Below are 15,299 nucleotides of genomic sequence, written 5' to 3'. Positions count from 1 at the left end.
TCGGCTTGAGGTAGAGCAGAGCCGGCGTGACACGCCATGCCGGGCGGCGCCACCCCCGAGCTTACCGAGCCAAGATCAGAACGTCACCCGCATCCCCGCATAGAACGCACGCGGCCTTGCCGGGCTGAGCGAGCGCGGGTCGGTGAACTCGGCACCGCCATTGGTGAAGTTGGGCACGGCTTCGCGGTCGAAGAACTGTCCGTAGGTCGCGTAGCGCCTGTCGAAGATATTGTCGATCTTGCCGTAGAGCTGGACGTTCTTGGTCACCTGGTAGGACGTGTGCAGGTTGAACACGGTGTAGGACGGCAGCTTCGTATATTGGTTGGACTCGTCGCCGACCAGATATTGGCTGGAGACGAACAGCGCGTTGCCGCCGACCTTCCACACGTCGGTGACGGCATAGTCGATGCCGACCTTGACGCGATGGCGCGGGATCGCGGGGAGCTGGTTGCCGGGTAGCACCTGAATGGTCTCGGTGACAGTATCCCTGAACGGGCTTTCGGAACCGAGCGCAAAAGCGTCGAGATAGCGTGCGTCGACGAACGCGTAGCTCGCCTGAAACTGAAGCGTGGGCGACTTGATGTTGACCTCAGCTTCGAGCCCCTGACGCCTGGTACGGCCGACGTTGGAGAAATAGCCGAAGCCGGTGCGGCCGACTGCGGGAACGGCGACGATGTCGTCGTAATTGGTGGCGCGGAAGCCGCCGATTTTCCAGCCGAGCGTGCCGATGTTCAGCTCCCTGCTGCCGCGCAGGCCCGCTTCCACGGTCTTGGACACGACCTGCTTCAATGGTGGATCGGAGACGAGAAACGCGGCAATCAGACAGGGACGGGCTGGATCCGAACAGCCGAGCTCGAGCGGCGTCGGAACGCGGTTGGCCTCGGAATAGCCGGCATAAGCCGTCAGCTCCGGCGTGATCTTGTAGGTGCCGCCGATTACCGGATTGAAGCGGGTGAAGGTGTGATCGCCGTTGAGATCGGTCCCGAGCTGATCCTCCAGCGTGATGCGCGCGACGTTGAACCGGCCGCCGCCGGTGACGGCGAAGGCGTCCGTGATATTGAACGTGTCCATTGCGTAGAGGCCGTTATATTGATTGACGGTCCGCAGCGAGACAGGGCCGGCAACGGTATCAGGTACGCCAGTCGGCCCCAGGAAGAGGCCGCCGCCGCTGACGACGTAGCTTTCTCCGATCGTGCCGATTTCGGCGGTGGCGTTATAGCGCGTGACACTGGCGTCATAGGTCGCGCCCATCACGAAGCGGTTGTCGTGGCCGAACAGCTGGTCGGTGTTGGTGGCCTGCCCCGACACGCCGAAGGTGGTCGAACGTATCGAGCTCCGGTCGATCTCGCCGAGGATGGTCCCGGACGCGAAAGGATTGGCAAGCGGCAGGCCGTTCACGCCGTTTGCCGGTGTGGCGCCGTCGCCGAAGCAAAGAAGCCCAGCGAGCCCCGGGTCAGTGCATTCCTGCGCGTCGGTCGGATTGCCGTCGACGAGCTTCTGCTCGTACCTGCGCACATGCGCGGTGCCTTCGAGCGTCCAGGTCGGCGTCGCATCGACCTTGCCCGTCAGGTTGAGATAGCCGACGCGGTTGGAAGTGGTCTGCGGGGTCGTGTAGGTCGCGCCCCAATATTTGTCGAGCAGCTCGGCGGGAACGGTGGCGTTGGCGCCGAAATCGTTCTTGGCGACGCCCATGTTGGCGTGGAATTCGCTGTCGCCCGCCTTGTAACCGACGTCGCCGTAGAAGCGCCGCACGTCCGATTGGGAGAAATTGCGGAAGCCGTTGTCGTGCAGGCCTTCGAGCGCGGCATAGACGCCGTAGTTCTTGTCGACCGTCTTGCCCCATTGCGCCGAGCCCTGAATGCGGCCGAACGAGCCGCCCATGAGATCAAGCTCCGCGCCCTGATAGGTAAAACCGTCCTTCATTTGCAAATTGATCGCGCCGCCCAGCGCGTTGAGGCCGAAGGCGGGATTGTTGGTCACGAGCGTCACCGACCGGATCGCCGCGGTCGGGATCAGGTCCCAGTTGACGGCGTCGGAGAAGGCCTCGTTGATGCGAACCCCGTTCTGATACACAGCGAGGCCTTGCGGCGTGCCCGTCACCGGCGAGGCAACGAAGCCGCGGAATTCGACATCCGGCTGAAATGGATTGCCGGTAACCTCGCTGACGTTGACGCCGGCGATGTTGTCGCGAAGCGCGTCGGTGATGTTCAGCGAGCCGGTGCGCTTGATCTGGCTGGCGTCGACGGCGTTGATCGCCGAGGGGACCTTGTCGACGTCAAGACCTCTGCCGGTACCCGGCGCGGTCGGATAGACGTAGAGGCGCGTCTTGGGGCTGGCGGATGACGGCGCTCCGATGTGCGCGACCGGACGCGATGACGCGGTGCGCCGCGCCGTTGACCGCGGCGGCGCCGTCACCTCGACCGGCGGCAGGTTCTGGACGTTGGTTTCCTCGTCCTGCGCGGCCCCCGCGGGGATCGCGAAGACGGAGAGCAGCCCGGTCGAAACCAAGGCGATCAACAAACGACGATTGAACCCAAGAGGCTTGAACCCAATAGGCTTGAACCGAAAACGCTTGAACCAAACACGATCGCCCATCCCAGCCTTCCCATCCGTGACCACCGACTGTTTTGATCTTCCCCGGTTGGTCGAGACGAGTGTAATCGGCAGGAATGCGTGCGCCAGCCACAAAAGGTCGGGCCGTATCGCACCAATTTTCCCGACCAAATCGGGAATTTTTCCCGACGCGATCAGGCCGCTGCCGTCGGGACCAGGGCCTCTACGGTCAGACCACCGTCACCCGAGACGACGTTGAGCGTGCCGCCCAGCGCGAGAATCCGCTCGCGCATGCCGACGAGCCCGAAGCCGAGCTTTTGGCCGGGCTCCATGCCGCGGCCATTGTCGCTGACCCGCACCCGGGCACAGCTGCGGCCGTCGCTTGCCGCCTCCGCCACCGGCTCGATGACGACGTTAACCGAGGTCGCGCCGGCGTGGCGGAACACGTTGGTGAGCGCCTCCTGCACGATGCGGTAGATGGTGAGGTCGGCGGTCTCCCCGGTGACGCCAAGCGCCGGCGAGATCACGGTCTCGATGGTGACATCGGGATGCGACTCCCGCCACAGCCGCGACAGCGATTCCAGCGCCTGGCGCAGGCCGAGCTCGGCCAGGCCGACTGGCCGGAGGCGCTCCAGCACGCGGCGATTGAACTGCTGAAGCGCGTTGATCTGCTCCAGCATGGCACTGCCGTGTTTTCGCACGGCCTCCGCATTCGGGGCGCGTCCGTCCGCCTGCTTCGCCAGCGCGCTGGCATGCGCGCGTAGCGAGAACAAGTATGGCCCGAACTCGTCATGGAGCTCGCGCGCGATCTCCTTGCGCTCGACGTCCTGGAGCGACACCGTTCGCTCGGCGAGGCGCCGCTTGTCCTCGATGGCGTCACTGAGCGTTGCCGCAAGATGGTTGAGCTTGGTGCAGATCGCGGCGAGTTCCGGCGCGCCGCCCGGCGCGACGCGCGCCTGATAACGCCCGTCTTCGAGCTCGGCCATCACGTCCGCAAGGGATTGGAGCGGCGCCAATGCCCGGCCGATCACATTCATCATCACCAGGAACAGCGCCAGCGCGATCACCGAGCCGACCTCGAGCTGGGTCACGATGGCGTCCCAGATCTCGGCGATCTCGTCATCGGGATGGGAGGTGATCAGCAGCGAACCCGGCTTGCCATGGATCGAGACGGGCACGCTCACCGCGGTCTGCTCGGGATGAACCAGGCTGACGAACCAGGCCGGCGGCGCGCGGGTGTCGTCATCGGCGTCGGTCCGGGGCTGCGTCAGCGGACGGCCGGCTTCGTCCCGAAGCGCGATGCTGACATGGCGCAGGCGGCTGAGGTCGCGTGCGATCTGGTTCAGCCTGGCATCCGGATCGGGCGCCTCGTTGAGATCCGCAACGATCATCTCGATGAATTCGCGCGCGAGCCGGATCACGCTCTGGTCCTCGGCCTGCACGCGCGGCCCGGCTTCCGCGACCTGGCGGCCGATATTCACGGCGAGTCCCAGCGCCAGCAGCAGCGCCAGCAGCAGGTTGATGCGCCCGCGCAAGGATAGATTTTGCCACATTGGTATCGCCCGTGCCCCCGCGAAGGATTGGCCTGCCCCTTGTCCGATAACGTTGACAGAGGCGAAGCGCCCGATATCTAATCGAAAGCGTACAGCAATCCCGGCCGGGCGCGAAACAGGCCAAGACGCTGTCGCGAGGAACGCCTATGCGCATTTTGATCGTCGACGATCATCCCATCGTCGCCTCCGGCTGCCGTGCCGTGCTGGCGGACGAGGGCGAGATCGAGATTTTGGAGGCCGCCGACGCCGAAGACGGCGAGTGCGTCTTCATCGTCGAGCGCCCCGACCTCTCGATCATCGACATCAACCTGCCGACCGTGTCCGGCTTCGAGCTCGCGCGCCGCATCCTCGAGCGCGCGCCCGAGGCCCGGATCATCATGTTCAGCATGAACGACGACCCTGCTTTTGCCGCGCGGGCGATCGAGTGCGGCGCCAAGGGCTATGTCTCCAAGACCGGTGACCCCGACGATCTCGTCGAGGCGATTCGCACCGTCGGCGGCGGCGGCACCTATCTGCCGAGCGCGATCGCGCGCAGCATCGCCTTTGCGGGACCCGCGCTGGCGCAAAGCCCGCTGTCGAAGCTGAACGCGCGCGAGATGGAGATTTTGCGGCTGCTCAGCGCCGGAAAGAGCCTATCCGAGATCGCCTGGCTGGTGCAGTCGTCCTACAAGACTGTCGCCAACACCTCGTCCATCATGCGCCAGAAGCTCGGGGTGAAAACCTCTGTCGAGCTGGTGCGGCTGGCGATCGACAGCGGCGTGGCCTGACGGCCGCCGCGAATTCGGTCACACAAGCGTTGCAATCCTGATGTGGTTTGATGCCACGGAGCATAACGGCATGACGATCCAGACTGTCTCGACCAATACATCCTATGGCGGCGTGCAGGGCGTGTATCGCCATGCCAGCCAGGCGACCGGAACCGACATGACGTTCTCGGTCTATGTTCCCCCGCACGCACAGGGCGCCAAGCTGCCTGTGGTCTGGTATCTCTCCGGCCTCACCTGCACGCACGCCAACGTCACCGAGAAGGGCGAATTCCGCAAAGCCTGCGCCGAGCTCGGCTTGATCTTCGTCGCGCCCGACACCAGCCCGCGAGGCCCCGACGTGCCCGGCGATGCCAATAATGCCTATGATTTCGGTCTTGGCGCCGGCTTCTATGTCGACGCGACGGAAGCGCCGTTTTCAAGCAATTATCGCATGTGGAGCTACGTCACCGACGAACTGCCGAAACTCGTGGCGGAAAATTTTCCGGTCGATGCGAAGCGCCAATCGGTGATGGGCCATTCGATGGGCGGCCATGGCGCGCTGACGGTCGCGCTGCGCAACCCGCACCGTTTTCGCGCGGCCAGCGCCTTTGCGCCGATCGTCGCGCCGTCGCTCGTGCCCTGGGGCATCAAGGCGTTGACCGGCTATCTCGGGCCGAACAAGGACATTTGGCGCAGCCACGACACGGTGGCGCTGATCGAGGACGGCGCGAAGTTTTCAGGCTTCCTCGTCGACGTCGGCGAGGCCGATAACTTTTTGAAAGAGCAGCTTCGTCCTGAATTGCTGCAGGCGGCCTGTGCCAAGGCCAACATTCCGCTGACGCTGCGGCGGCAGGCGGGCTACGACCACAGCTATTACTTCATCTCGACCTTCATGGGCGATCACCTGCACTGGCATGCGGAGCGATTGAAGGGGTAAATATCTCCCTCACGGCTTGCCGTAGTTCGGCGCCAGCAAGCGGTTGCGGATCAGATAGCTCATCGTGCGCGTCCAGGATTCATCGGTGTTGCCGCGCATATCGGCGCTGGCGGCCGTGATCATGTTGCCGGTCTTCACGTCGCGCAGGTAGATGTTCAGATTGATGATCAGGTTCGAGACCTTCTGCACCATGCCGGTGATTTCCAAATCGGCACCCAGCTGCCCGGCAAGCTTGAGGTCGCAGCCGCCGCAGGCCTGCAGATTGGCGTGACGGGCCGCGTCCCGGACCGGCGCGATATCGAGCAGCTGGAACTTGCCTGACTCAACCAGTGCCTTGCGCAACTGCTCGCTGATGAGGTCGAGCCGCGCTTCCTCGGGCTTGGAGCCGTAGAACTCGCCAGGCAGGCTGGTGTCGATCAGTTCGAAATCGAACACCGCGAGTTTCGGCGGATCGGCGAATGCGGCCGAGCCCGTCAACAGCAAAGCGGCGAAACATATCAGCGCTCGCATGATCGTGATTCCCGGCGTGGCGGCGTGAGGACGAAATGCGGGGTTGCATGCCCTGACAAATCGGTCATGCTTTAGCAGAGACAATTCTCCATCGGCGGTCAAGCCGGGGAGAACATCTGGAGGAAACATGATCCGATGGTTGGTCGGCCTGATCTGCCTGGGTTTTGCTGCGACGAGTGCGCTCGCAGCCGACCCTGTCATGATCGGCGTCGGCTATCTCGGAATCGCCGGCACCAGATCAACGCTGTCGCTGGTCGAGCAGCCCGCGGAGAATGACGGCGTCGCCGGCGCACGCCTGGCCATCGAGGACAACAACACTACCGGCAAATTCCTCAACCAGCGATTTGCGCTGGAGGAGCGTCGTATCAAGGAGGGCGAAGATGCCGTGCAGGCCGCGACAGAGCTCGCCGCACGCAACGGCTTCATCATCGCCGACCTGCCGGCCGACACGCTGCTGAAGGTCGCCGACGCCCTGCGCGAGCGCGGCACGTTGCTGTTCAACGCCGGCGCGATCGACGAGCGGCTGCGCGAGGCCGATTGCCGTGCCAACGTCATCCACACCGCGCCGACGCGCGCAATGCTGGCCGATGCGCTCGGTCAGTATCTGGTGTGGAAGCAATGGAAGCGCTGGCTGCTCGTGGTTGGCTCGCATGACGAGGACAGACTGTTCGCCGATGCGCTCCGGCGCACCGCGACGCGGTTCGGCGCCAAGATCGTGCAGGAGCGCAGCTTCGAAGACAAAGGCGGCGCGCGCCGCACGGACTCCGGCGTGACGCTGATCCAGCGGCAGATGCCGGTGTTCACGCAACAAGCTCCGGCCTATGATGTACTGGTCGCCGCTGACGAGAGCGAGGTGTTCGGCGCCTACCTGCCCTATCGCACCTGGGATCCACGGCCTGTCGCGGGCTCGGCCGGCCTCGTGCCGCGGAGCTGGGACGCTGCGCAGGACCAGTGGGGCGCGATCCAGATGCAGAACCGCTTCGTCAAGCTCAACGCGCGGCGGATGACTGCGCTCGACATGCAGGCGTGGACCGCCGTGCGCATGATCGGAGAGGCCACGTCGCGCACCAATTCCGGCGAGGTCAAGAAGGTCACCGATTTCATCAAGGGCCCGGAGTTCTCGGTCGCCGCCTTCAAGGGCACGAAGCTGACCTTGCGCGACTGGAACCTGCAGCTGCGCCAGCCGATCCTGCTGGTCGATGGCCGCATGGTGGTGTCGGTGTCGCCGCAAGAAGGTTTCCTGCACCAGGTCTCCGAGCTCGACACGCTCGGCTATGACCGCCCGGAGAGCAAATGCAAGCTGAAGTGAGGACATTAAAGTGAGGACTTGGACGTTCCGCGCGTGGCGTGTTGGGTTGCTGTCCGGATTGGCGCTGGCGGCAGCGCCGGCGCATGCGTTCATCGCCTATGTCTCGAACGAGAAGAGCAACACGGTGTCGGTGATCGATACCGAAAGCTGGACGGTGACCAAGACCATCAAGGTCGGCCAGCGCCCGCGTGGCATCGACTTCACGCGCGACGGAAAGTTCGTGATGGTCGCGGTCGGCGACGACGACACGATCCAGATGATCGACGCGAAGACGCAAACCGTGGTGGACAGCCTGCCCTCCGGTCCCGACCCTGAATTGTTCGCCCAGGATGCCGCCGGCAAGGTCCTCTATGTCGCCAACGAGAACGACAACACAGTGACCGTGATCGACCTCGAGAAGCGCGCTCGCCTTGGCGACATCCAGGTCGGCGTCGAGCCCGAGGGCATGACCATCAGCCCGGACGGCAAGACGCTGATCAACACGTCCGAGACCACCAACATGGCGCATTTCATCGACACGTCGTCGCGCCAGATCGTCGCCAACGTGCTGGTCGACGCGCGACCGCGCTTTGCCGAATTCAAGCACGACGCTTCCGAATTGTGGGTGTCCTCGGAGATCGGCGGCACCGTCTCGATCATCGACCCCGGAAAGCACGAGGTGACCGGCAAGATCAATTTCGAGATTCCGGGGTTGAGGAAAGAGGCGATCCAGCCCGTTGGCATCGGCATGACCCGGGACGACAAGACCGCCTTCATCGCGCTCGGTCCCGCCAATCGCGTCGCCGTGGTCGATACCGCCTCGCGCAAGGTGACGAAATATCTGCTGGTGGGACAGCGGGTCTGGCACATGGCATTCACGCCGGACGAAAAATTTCTGCTCACCACCAATGGCGTCTCGAACGACGTCTCCGTCATCGACGTCGCCGCGCAAAAGGTGATCAAGACCATTCAAGTGGGCGAACTGCCCTGGGGTATCACGATCGCGCCATGACCAGCCCTGTTCCCATCGCCGAACAACGCGAAACACCAAGGCCCGATCCGGCGACCGTGCCCGCGCTATCGATCGACGACGTCAGCCACGCCTATGGACCGCGCCGCGCGCTGATGGACGTGTCCTTCAACGTGCAGCCCGCGAGCTTCACGGCCCTGCTTGGCCTCAACGGGGCGGGCAAGAGCACGCTGTTCTCGCTCATCACGCGCCTGTTCGGCATCCAGTCCGGCCGCGTCGGCATTTTCGGCCATGACATCAGCAAGAGTCCCGGCGAGGCGCTGCGGTTGCTCGGCGTCGTGTTCCAGCCGCGCACGCTCGATCTCGATCTGTCGCTGACGCAGAACCTGCTCTATCACGCCGCACTCCACGGCATCAGCCGCCGCGAAGCCGGCGCTCGAGCCGCCGAGCTGCTCGGTCGCATCGGGCTTACCGAGCGCGCCGGCAGCAAGGTGCGCGATCTCTCGGGCGGGCAGATGCGGCGGCTGGAGATCGCCCGGGCGCTGCTGCACCGGCCGCGCCTGCTCTTGCTGGACGAGCCGACCGTCGGCCTCGACGTCAAGGCGCGCGCCGACATCATCAGCCATGTGCGCCAGCTCGTGAGCGAGCAAGGCATCGGCGTACTCTGGGCCACGCATCTGTTCGACGAAATCATGGCCGGTGACGATCTCGTGGTGCTGCATCAGGGCAAGGTGCTGGCGCAGGGACCGATGAGCCGCGTCGTCGCGGAAGCCGGCGCGCAGGACGTCAACACCGCCTTCATGCGCCTGACCGGCGCGCAGACCCTGCCGGGCGGCGGCGCATGAGCAGCATCACCACGCGCGAGGCGCAGCGCGGCTTCTCGGCCGCCGAATACATGACCTGCCTCACGGGCATTGTCTGGCGCGAGGGACTGCGCTTCCTGCACCAGCGCGAGCGGTTCGTCTCGGCGCTGGTGCGGCCGCTGGTCTGGCTGTTCATCTTCGCCGCCGGTTTCCGCCAAGTGCTCGGCATCTCCATCATCCCGCCCTACGAGACCTACATCCTCTACGAGGTCTTCATCGCGCCGGGGCTGATGGCCATGATCCAGCTCTTCAACGGCATGCAGTCCTCGCTCTCGATGGTCTATGACCGTGAGATGGGGAACATGCGCACGCTGCTGGTGAGCCCACTGCCGCGCGGCTACCTGTTGTTCTGCAAGCTGCTCGCGGGCACCGCGGTGTCGCTGCTCCAGGTCTATGCGTTCCTGCTGATCGCCTGGTTCTGGGACATCACCCCTCCTCTGTCAGGCTATCTCACCGTGCTGCCGGCACTGATCCTGTCCGGACTGATGCTGGGCTCGCTCGGCATGCTGATCTCCTCCGGCATCAAGCAGCTGGAGAACTTTGCCGGCGTGATGAATTTTGTCATTTTCCCGATGTTCTTCGCTTCATCGGCACTCTACCCGCTCTGGCGGGTGCAGGAGGGCAGCCCATATCTCTACTATGTTTGCGAGGCCAATCCGTTCACCCATGCGGTCGAGCTGATCCGCTTCGCGCTGTACGGACAGATCAACTGGATCTCGCTGGCGGTGGTCGCGACCTGCACAATCGCCTTCATGATCGGCGCGATTCTGGCCTATGATCCCTCGCGCGGGCTGGCGCGACGGGGGCCTGCGGGAGGCGAAGGATGACGGTTCGGGTTCTGGCCATGGCCGCTCTGATGCTCGCAGCCGCGAGCACGGCGGCACGCGCGGCCGACCCGCGCTATCCGGATTGGCCCTGCACTCAGGCCAAAGTGCCGGAAATTTCGCTCGCCGCCGTATGGGCTGGTCCTCCGCTCGACGACGTGCAGAACAAATGGAAGGACGACGCCAAGGTCAGCGCGCTGGTCGCCAAACTGTCGGCACGCAAGACGCCGCTGGACGAGGGCGAGAAGTTGGTGAAGGAGTTTTTGGCGGGCTCCGCGGCCGACAAGACCACGAACGCAAAACTGCTGTTCGCAGGCCTGTTCGACACGCTCAACGCTCAGCGCTCGCAGGTCATGAGCGGGCTGGAACGCGTCAGCCGCAAGCAGCGCGAAGCCGCCGACAAGATCCGCGAGGAGAGCGTCCAGCTTCAGGCGCTCCAAGGCGCCACGCCGCGCGACGAGGCTAAGGTCGATGCGCTCAGCAACGAGCTGATCTGGAAGACTCGCATTTTCGAGGACCGCCACAAGGTGGTGCGATTCGTCTGCGAGGTTCCCACCACCATCGACCAGCGGCTGTTTGCGCTTGGACGCGTGATCCAGCAGGAAATGGAATAGAGTCAGCCTCATTGACCGCTTGCGGCCGGTTCCCGCGCCTCCATGGCGATCATTAACCTGCCGCCGTGCTATATGCCGGAACCAAATCGGTCTAGGATGTCTTGTCGACGGGTAATCCAAGGCATCGGGAGGCCTCGATGGGAACCACGAAATTCATCCTCGCAGGCGCTGCAGCCATCAGCATGCTCGCAAGCAGCGCATTCGCTGACGATCTGACCGGAATGGTCACACGGATAGATCGGCTCAACAGCACGATTTCGATCCAGCAGACGCAGAAGGGCACAGTCGGCGGCAGCGCAGGCGGCGCCGGCGCGCTCCAGGAGTACAAGGCCAAGGATGCCGCGATGCTCGACGCCGTCCACGCCGGCGACAGGGTGAGCTACTCTGCGACCGACAATAACGGGACGGGCACGCTGACGAAGTTGCAGAAGCAGTAAGCTTTTCCTCGCCTCTTCCCACGTGCGACAGGGCGTCATGGCCGGGCTTGTCTCGGCCATCCACGCACAGCCACGAGGCACGAAGAACGTGGATGCCCGGGACAAGCCCAGGCATGACGATCTCTTGCCTATTGCTCCGGCCGCGGCTCGGGCTGCGCCTCCTCGGTCGGAAGCTTTGCACGCTCCCAGCCGTCGGTGCCATCGGGATACCAGGCGATGTTGGAGTAGCCATACGCGTGCGCGCGCTTGGCGGCGTTCCAGGACATCCAGCAATCGGCCAGGCAATAGATCACGAGCAGCGCGGTCTTATCGCCGTGTGATGCACGCGCCAGGCCGCGCTGGAAATAGTCGTCCATGGCGGGCGGCAGCGTGCCGTAGCCGGTATCCGGCAGCCAGATGCTGCCCGGAATATTTTTGCGCGGCGCCTCGCGCCAAACGGTACCCGCGGGAAGGTTCTTCGGCTTCGGCGCGCGCGGCAGCACGTCGATGAAGGCGCCGCTCTTCGCCTGCCAGATCGCCTCGGCTTCTGACGTCGACAGCACGCGCGCGCCGCCGAGCGTCGCCGGCACGGGCGCGCGGTAGTTGTCGGTGCGATAGCCCTCGGGCTCGAACGGCTCCTGCTGCTGCGCAACGACCTGCGCCACCAGCACGGCGGCGACCAGCCCGGCGGCAAGGTGCCGCCTCATGGCGTCTGCCTCATGGTGCCTTCTTGGCCGTCTCCGCGCCGAGCGGCCGATCATTCTCGTCCAGCAGCGGCACGCCGAAATCGAGCAGGATATTGTTGATCTCGCCCTGGTTCTCCTGGATCAGCTTGTTGAGCTGCCGCTTCCAGTTCTGGTCGGCGCCACGCACGCCCATGCCGATGCGATAGACCAGTTTTGGCCCGGTGGTTTCCTTCACCAGCGGCGTGACATGAAGCGACCCCGCCTTCTTCGCGTAGAACCCTGCCATCGGTCCCCACAGCACGCCGGCGTCGATCTTGCCCGCCGTGAGATCATCGATCATTGCCTGCGCCGAATTGTCGTAGCGCGTGTCGATCATGAGCGGATAGGGCTTTGCATCACCCATCAGTCCCGCAATGGCCATGTTGGTCGCAGGCGGCGTGCCGGCGACGATGCCGACATGCTTGCCCTTGAGCCTGGCATCCTCCAGCGTGTCGACCTCCTCCAGCCCGCTACCTGCTTTCGCGACCAAGGCATAGCTCGTGCGGTAGTAGGGATTGGTGCCTTGCACGAGGTCATCGCCTTGGGGGAAGCCCATGATGACGTCGCAGCGATGCGAGCCGAGCGTCATGCGCACGAAGCCGGTGGCTTGCGGAAAAAAGACATAGTCGAGCTTCTTCTGGAGCTTGTCCGCAAACAGCTCGGCAAGCTTGTTCTCGAACCCCTCGCCCTTCTCATTCGAGAACGGCAGATTGCGCGGGTCGGAACAGACGCGTAGCACCTTGGGGTCGACCAGCTCGAACGAGAGGTCACCCGTCTCGTTGGTCTGCGCTATGGCGACGTCGCCGAACGCGCAAGACGCAACCAGGATACTCAGTGAAAGCAACCAGCGACGATGTCGTCCGGCCTCCGTCATCGCGCTTCCTCCTAGGCTTGTTTGAATGCTAGCCATGCAACGCATGACGCGCCATGTTTTGCCAGACTTTGTGCTGGCTTTCTTTGTTGCAGTGCAATGCGCGCAACCTTTGAACTGAGGCTGAAAAGTGTCTCGCATCGCTCTCGTGATCGCAGCCTTGTCCCTGGTAACAGCGACGCTAGCATGCGCCGCAGCGGCCGAATTGCCTGTGAGCGAAGTCGCGCCGGGAATCTTCGTACACTCCGGGACCATCGCCCTGATGACCCGCGAGAACGAGGGCGACATCGCCAATGTCGGCTTCATCGTGGGCGAAGATGCGGTGGCCGTGATTGATACCGGCGGTAGCGTTCGCGAGGGCGAGGCGCTGCTGGCGGCGGTGCGGGCCCGCACCAGCAAGCCGATCCGCTACGTCATCAATACCCACGGCCATCCCGACCATGTTTTCGGCAATGCGGCTTTCGTCGCCGGGGACACCATTTTCGTCGGTCACAGCCGATTGCCGCGGGCGCTCGCTGCCCGTGGGCCGTACTATCTCGACAATTTTAGGCGCATCATGGGCGACGAATTGATATCTCCCGTGAAAATCGTGCCGCCCACAATGCTCGTCACGGACACCCTGATGCTCGATCTCGGTGCGCGCCGCCTCAACCTGCGGGCTTGGCCGGCCGGGCACAGCGACAATGACCTGACCGTGTTCGATGAGATGACGAAGACGCTGTTCACTGGCGACCTCATCTTCCTCCGCCATATTCCGGTGATGGACGGCAGCATTCGCGGCTGGCTTCGCATCCTCGCGGAACTCGAGAGCATTCCGGCGCAGCGCGTCGTTCCCGGTCACGGACCTGTGAGTGAATGGCCTGCCGCGCTGACCGATGAACGGCGCTATCTGACGGCACTGCTGGCGGACATCCGGGCGTCGAACAAGAAGGGCGAGCCGATCCGAACCGCTGCAGACAGGGCCGCCGCCTCGGAACGGCCGCACTGGGAGCTGTTCGACGACTACAACGCCCGCAACGCAACCGCAGCATTTTCGGAAATTGAATGGGAGTAGCGGACGCGCTACGATGCGTGAAACGTTGCTTCGTCCGCGGGACCATGACCATGACGGGATGCACGCGCCGACTGCCTCTGATCGCCCTGCTCCTCGGCATTGCATTCGCCGTGCCGGCGCAGGCGGAAGAGGCTTACGATCCCTGGCCGGGCCTGGTGCAGAACATCTTCAGCAGCCGTCCGATGAATGACGGCGGCAATGTCATTGGAATCGAGATGCCGTATCGTGCCGAAGACGCGGCCATCGTGCCGGTGACCCTGCGCAGCAAGCTCTCGCCCGGCGATGCCCGCCGCATCCGTTCGATCACGCTGGTGATCGATCGTAATCCCGCGCCGATGGCGGCGAAGTTCGAGCTCGGACCGGATGCCAACGTCACTGAAATCTCGACCCGCGTGCGCGTCAACAATTACACCGACGTTCATGCGGTGGCCGAGCTCAGCGATGGCCAGCTCTATGTCTCGAAAGTCTACGTGAAGGCCTCCGGCGGCTGCTCGGCACCAGCAGGGAAGAATGCCGAGGAGGCCCAGAACCGGCTCGGCCAGATGCGCTACCGCCAATTCGCGCGCGAGGAGGCCCCGGCGAGCCGCATGCGGGAAGCGCAGATCATGATCGGCCATCCCAACAATTCCGGCCTGCAGATGGACCAGGTCACACAGCTCTACATTCCCGCCTTCTTCATCAACCAGCTCAAGCTGACGCAGGACGACAGCCCCGTGCTGTCGATGGAAGGCGGCATCTCGATCTCGGAAGATCCAAATCTGCGCTTCACCTATGTATCCAACGGCGCCAGGCGTTTTCGCGCGGAAGCCAAGGACACGGACGGACACGTGTTCCGGAACGAGTGGGACGTGGAGAAGCCGGGGACGTGAGGCTCCCGGTCGTCATGGCCGGGCTTGTCCCGGCCATCCACGATCTTAGGTGCCGCCAAGACGTGGATGCCCGGGGACAAGCCCGGGCATGACGAATACGGTGGTCGTACAACCAAGCGGTCAGAAACACCTCACCTCGGCTTCCGCCTGGGCACGCCTCAAATCATTCACGGCCGAGTTCGCCTGCTCCGAGGTGCGGAACTGGACGCCGAGATTGCCGCGGACCTGGGACATGCTGAGCGCGGTTTCTGCGGTAACGTAGCGCTCATAGGACACGATCGAGGCCACCACGTCGATCGAGCAGGAACATTGTTCGATCGCCTGCCGGCTCTCGCCATTCGCCTTCATGCAGCCATAGACATACTCGGCACGCGCCGACGTCGGATAATCATTGGCCTGTTCAGCCTGCGCGGCGAGCGCGGTCGCAGCCCACACCGCCAATGCGGCGACAATCGGTCGTAGCTGTCCGGCCAGATTCATGAGCGTCCTCCCGCTGGTTGCGACGG

Annotated in this window: 16 protein-coding genes; 10 read left to right on the top strand and 6 right to left on the bottom strand. The window is 64.0% G+C overall.

Annotation, left to right across the window (positions count from 1 at the left end):
* Nucleotides 1–75: 75 nt before the first annotated feature.
* Together BcanWU425_RS12725 and BcanWU425_RS12720 are read right to left on the bottom strand one after the other, a co-directional pair.
* Nucleotides 76–2,595 carry a TonB-dependent receptor gene (locus BcanWU425_RS12725; RefSeq protein ID WP_210350901.1) on the bottom strand — a complete coding sequence of 840 codons (2,520 nt, stop codon included), beginning with the start codon at nt 2,593–2,595 and terminating at the stop codon, nt 76–78.
* A gap of 152 nt (nt 2,596–2,747) precedes the next feature.
* Nucleotides 2,748–4,106: a histidine kinase gene (locus BcanWU425_RS12720; RefSeq protein ID WP_204511934.1), complete on the bottom strand. Its 1,359-nt coding sequence runs from the start codon at nt 4,104–4,106 to the stop codon at nt 2,748–2,750.
* A 146-nt stretch (nt 4,107–4,252) separates the two neighbouring features.
* Between BcanWU425_RS12720 and BcanWU425_RS12715 the strand changes: the two genes are divergently transcribed.
* Entirely contained in the window at nt 4,253–4,873 is a 621-nt protein-coding gene (locus BcanWU425_RS12715; RefSeq protein ID WP_018460280.1) for a response regulator, read from the top strand.
* Nucleotides 4,874–4,943: 70 nt separating this feature from the next.
* Entirely contained in the window at nt 4,944–5,789 is an 846-nt protein-coding gene (fghA, locus tag BcanWU425_RS12710) for an S-formylglutathione hydrolase (RefSeq protein ID WP_018460281.1), read from the top strand.
* 9 nt (nt 5,790–5,798) lie between these two features.
* Here the strand turns inward: fghA and BcanWU425_RS12705 are convergent, their stop codons facing one another.
* Nucleotides 5,799–6,299, bottom strand: a complete 501-nt coding sequence (locus BcanWU425_RS12705; RefSeq protein WP_204511935.1) for a DUF3280 domain-containing protein — start codon at nt 6,297–6,299, stop codon at nt 5,799–5,801.
* 127 nt (nt 6,300–6,426) lie between these two features.
* Between BcanWU425_RS12705 and BcanWU425_RS12700 the strand changes: the two genes are divergently transcribed.
* The 6 genes from BcanWU425_RS12700 to BcanWU425_RS12675 all read left to right on the top strand — a co-directional run bounded on the left by BcanWU425_RS12700 (nt 6,427) and on the right by BcanWU425_RS12675 (nt 11,295).
* Complete coding sequence (locus BcanWU425_RS12700; RefSeq protein WP_018460283.1) at nt 6,427–7,608, top strand: ABC transporter substrate-binding protein; 1,182 nt, start codon at nt 6,427–6,429, stop codon at nt 7,606–7,608.
* A gap of 10 nt (nt 7,609–7,618) precedes the next feature.
* Nucleotides 7,619–8,599, top strand: coding sequence for a YVTN family beta-propeller repeat protein (locus BcanWU425_RS12695; RefSeq protein WP_026233991.1), 981 nt, complete (start codon nt 7,619–7,621; stop codon nt 8,597–8,599).
* Entirely contained in the window at nt 8,596–9,402 is an 807-nt protein-coding gene (locus tag BcanWU425_RS12690; RefSeq protein ID WP_018460285.1) for an ABC transporter ATP-binding protein, read from the top strand. The genes BcanWU425_RS12695 and BcanWU425_RS12690 overlap by 4 nt, the downstream gene beginning before the upstream one ends.
* Nucleotides 9,399–10,247: an ABC transporter permease gene (locus BcanWU425_RS12685; protein WP_204511936.1), complete on the top strand. Its 849-nt coding sequence runs from the start codon at nt 9,399–9,401 to the stop codon at nt 10,245–10,247. The genes BcanWU425_RS12690 and BcanWU425_RS12685 overlap by 4 nt, the downstream gene beginning before the upstream one ends.
* Entirely contained in the window at nt 10,244–10,858 is a 615-nt protein-coding gene (locus tag BcanWU425_RS12680) for a hypothetical protein (protein ID WP_026233992.1), read from the top strand. Before BcanWU425_RS12685 ends, BcanWU425_RS12680 begins: the two co-directional genes overlap by 4 nt.
* A gap of 137 nt (nt 10,859–10,995) precedes the next feature.
* Nucleotides 10,996–11,295, top strand: a complete 300-nt coding sequence (locus BcanWU425_RS12675; protein ID WP_007601401.1) for a copper-binding protein — start codon at nt 10,996–10,998, stop codon at nt 11,293–11,295.
* 128 nt (nt 11,296–11,423) lie between these two features.
* On the opposite strand, the gene BcanWU425_RS12670 is transcribed toward BcanWU425_RS12675, so the two are convergent.
* Complete coding sequence (locus tag BcanWU425_RS12670; protein WP_085350573.1) at nt 11,424–11,981, bottom strand: PQQ-dependent catabolism-associated CXXCW motif protein; 558 nt, start codon at nt 11,979–11,981, stop codon at nt 11,424–11,426.
* Between the two features lie 10 nt (nt 11,982–11,991).
* On the bottom strand, nt 11,992–12,873 hold the full coding sequence (locus BcanWU425_RS12665) for a substrate-binding domain-containing protein (protein WP_204511937.1): 882 nt from the start codon (nt 12,871–12,873) through the stop codon (nt 11,992–11,994).
* A gap of 127 nt (nt 12,874–13,000) precedes the next feature.
* On the opposite strand from BcanWU425_RS12665, the gene BcanWU425_RS12660 reads away from it, so the two are divergent.
* Together BcanWU425_RS12660 and BcanWU425_RS12655 are read left to right on the top strand one after the other, a co-directional pair.
* Nucleotides 13,001–13,924, top strand: coding sequence for a quinoprotein relay system zinc metallohydrolase 2 (locus BcanWU425_RS12660; protein ID WP_026233993.1), 924 nt, complete (start codon nt 13,001–13,003; stop codon nt 13,922–13,924).
* 50 nt (nt 13,925–13,974) lie between these two features.
* A complete protein-coding gene (locus BcanWU425_RS12655) occupies nt 13,975–14,793 on the top strand; it encodes a quinoprotein dehydrogenase-associated SoxYZ-like carrier (protein ID WP_204511938.1) in 819 nt (272 codons plus the stop codon).
* A gap of 120 nt (nt 14,794–14,913) precedes the next feature.
* On the opposite strand, the gene BcanWU425_RS12650 is transcribed toward BcanWU425_RS12655, so the two are convergent.
* Nucleotides 14,914–15,273, bottom strand: a complete 360-nt coding sequence (locus BcanWU425_RS12650) for a hypothetical protein (protein ID WP_018460292.1) — start codon at nt 15,271–15,273, stop codon at nt 14,914–14,916.
* Nucleotides 15,274–15,299 lie beyond the last annotated feature (26 nt).

Source organism: Bradyrhizobium sp. WU425 (assembly GCF_021052305.1).
GTDB lineage: Bacteria > Pseudomonadota > Alphaproteobacteria > Rhizobiales > Xanthobacteraceae > Bradyrhizobium > Bradyrhizobium canariense_D.
The sequence above is the reverse complement of the archived record's forward strand: the minus strand, read 5'-3'. Positions and strand labels throughout refer to the sequence as shown.

Excerpts from the sequence above, each read along its gene's own strand:
- BcanWU425_RS12725 (WP_210350901.1), bottom strand. The coding sequence starts at position 2,595 with ATGGGCGATCGTGTTTGGTTCAAGCGTTTTCGGTTCAAGCCTATTGGG.
- BcanWU425_RS12720 (WP_204511934.1), bottom strand. The coding sequence starts at position 4,106 with ATGTGGCAAAATCTATCCTTGCGCGGGCGCATCAACCTGCTGCTGGCG.
- BcanWU425_RS12715 (WP_018460280.1), top strand. The coding sequence starts at position 4,253 with ATGCGCATTTTGATCGTCGACGATCATCCCATCGTCGCCTCCGGCTGC.
- fghA (WP_018460281.1), top strand. The coding sequence starts at position 4,944 with ATGACGATCCAGACTGTCTCGACCAATACATCCTATGGCGGCGTGCAG.
- BcanWU425_RS12705 (WP_204511935.1), bottom strand. The coding sequence starts at position 6,299 with ATGCGAGCGCTGATATGTTTCGCCGCTTTGCTGTTGACGGGCTCGGCC.
- BcanWU425_RS12700 (WP_018460283.1), top strand. The coding sequence starts at position 6,427 with ATGATCCGATGGTTGGTCGGCCTGATCTGCCTGGGTTTTGCTGCGACG.
- BcanWU425_RS12690 (WP_018460285.1), top strand. The coding sequence starts at position 8,596 with ATGACCAGCCCTGTTCCCATCGCCGAACAACGCGAAACACCAAGGCCC.
- BcanWU425_RS12685 (WP_204511936.1), top strand. The coding sequence starts at position 9,399 with ATGAGCAGCATCACCACGCGCGAGGCGCAGCGCGGCTTCTCGGCCGCC.
- BcanWU425_RS12680 (WP_026233992.1), top strand. The coding sequence starts at position 10,244 with ATGACGGTTCGGGTTCTGGCCATGGCCGCTCTGATGCTCGCAGCCGCG.
- BcanWU425_RS12675 (WP_007601401.1), top strand. The coding sequence starts at position 10,996 with ATGGGAACCACGAAATTCATCCTCGCAGGCGCTGCAGCCATCAGCATG.
- BcanWU425_RS12670 (WP_085350573.1), bottom strand. The coding sequence starts at position 11,981 with ATGAGGCGGCACCTTGCCGCCGGGCTGGTCGCCGCCGTGCTGGTGGCG.
- BcanWU425_RS12665 (WP_204511937.1), bottom strand. The coding sequence starts at position 12,873 with ATGACGGAGGCCGGACGACATCGTCGCTGGTTGCTTTCACTGAGTATC.
- BcanWU425_RS12655 (WP_204511938.1), top strand. The coding sequence starts at position 13,975 with ATGACGGGATGCACGCGCCGACTGCCTCTGATCGCCCTGCTCCTCGGC.
- BcanWU425_RS12650 (WP_018460292.1), bottom strand. The coding sequence starts at position 15,273 with ATGAATCTGGCCGGACAGCTACGACCGATTGTCGCCGCATTGGCGGTG.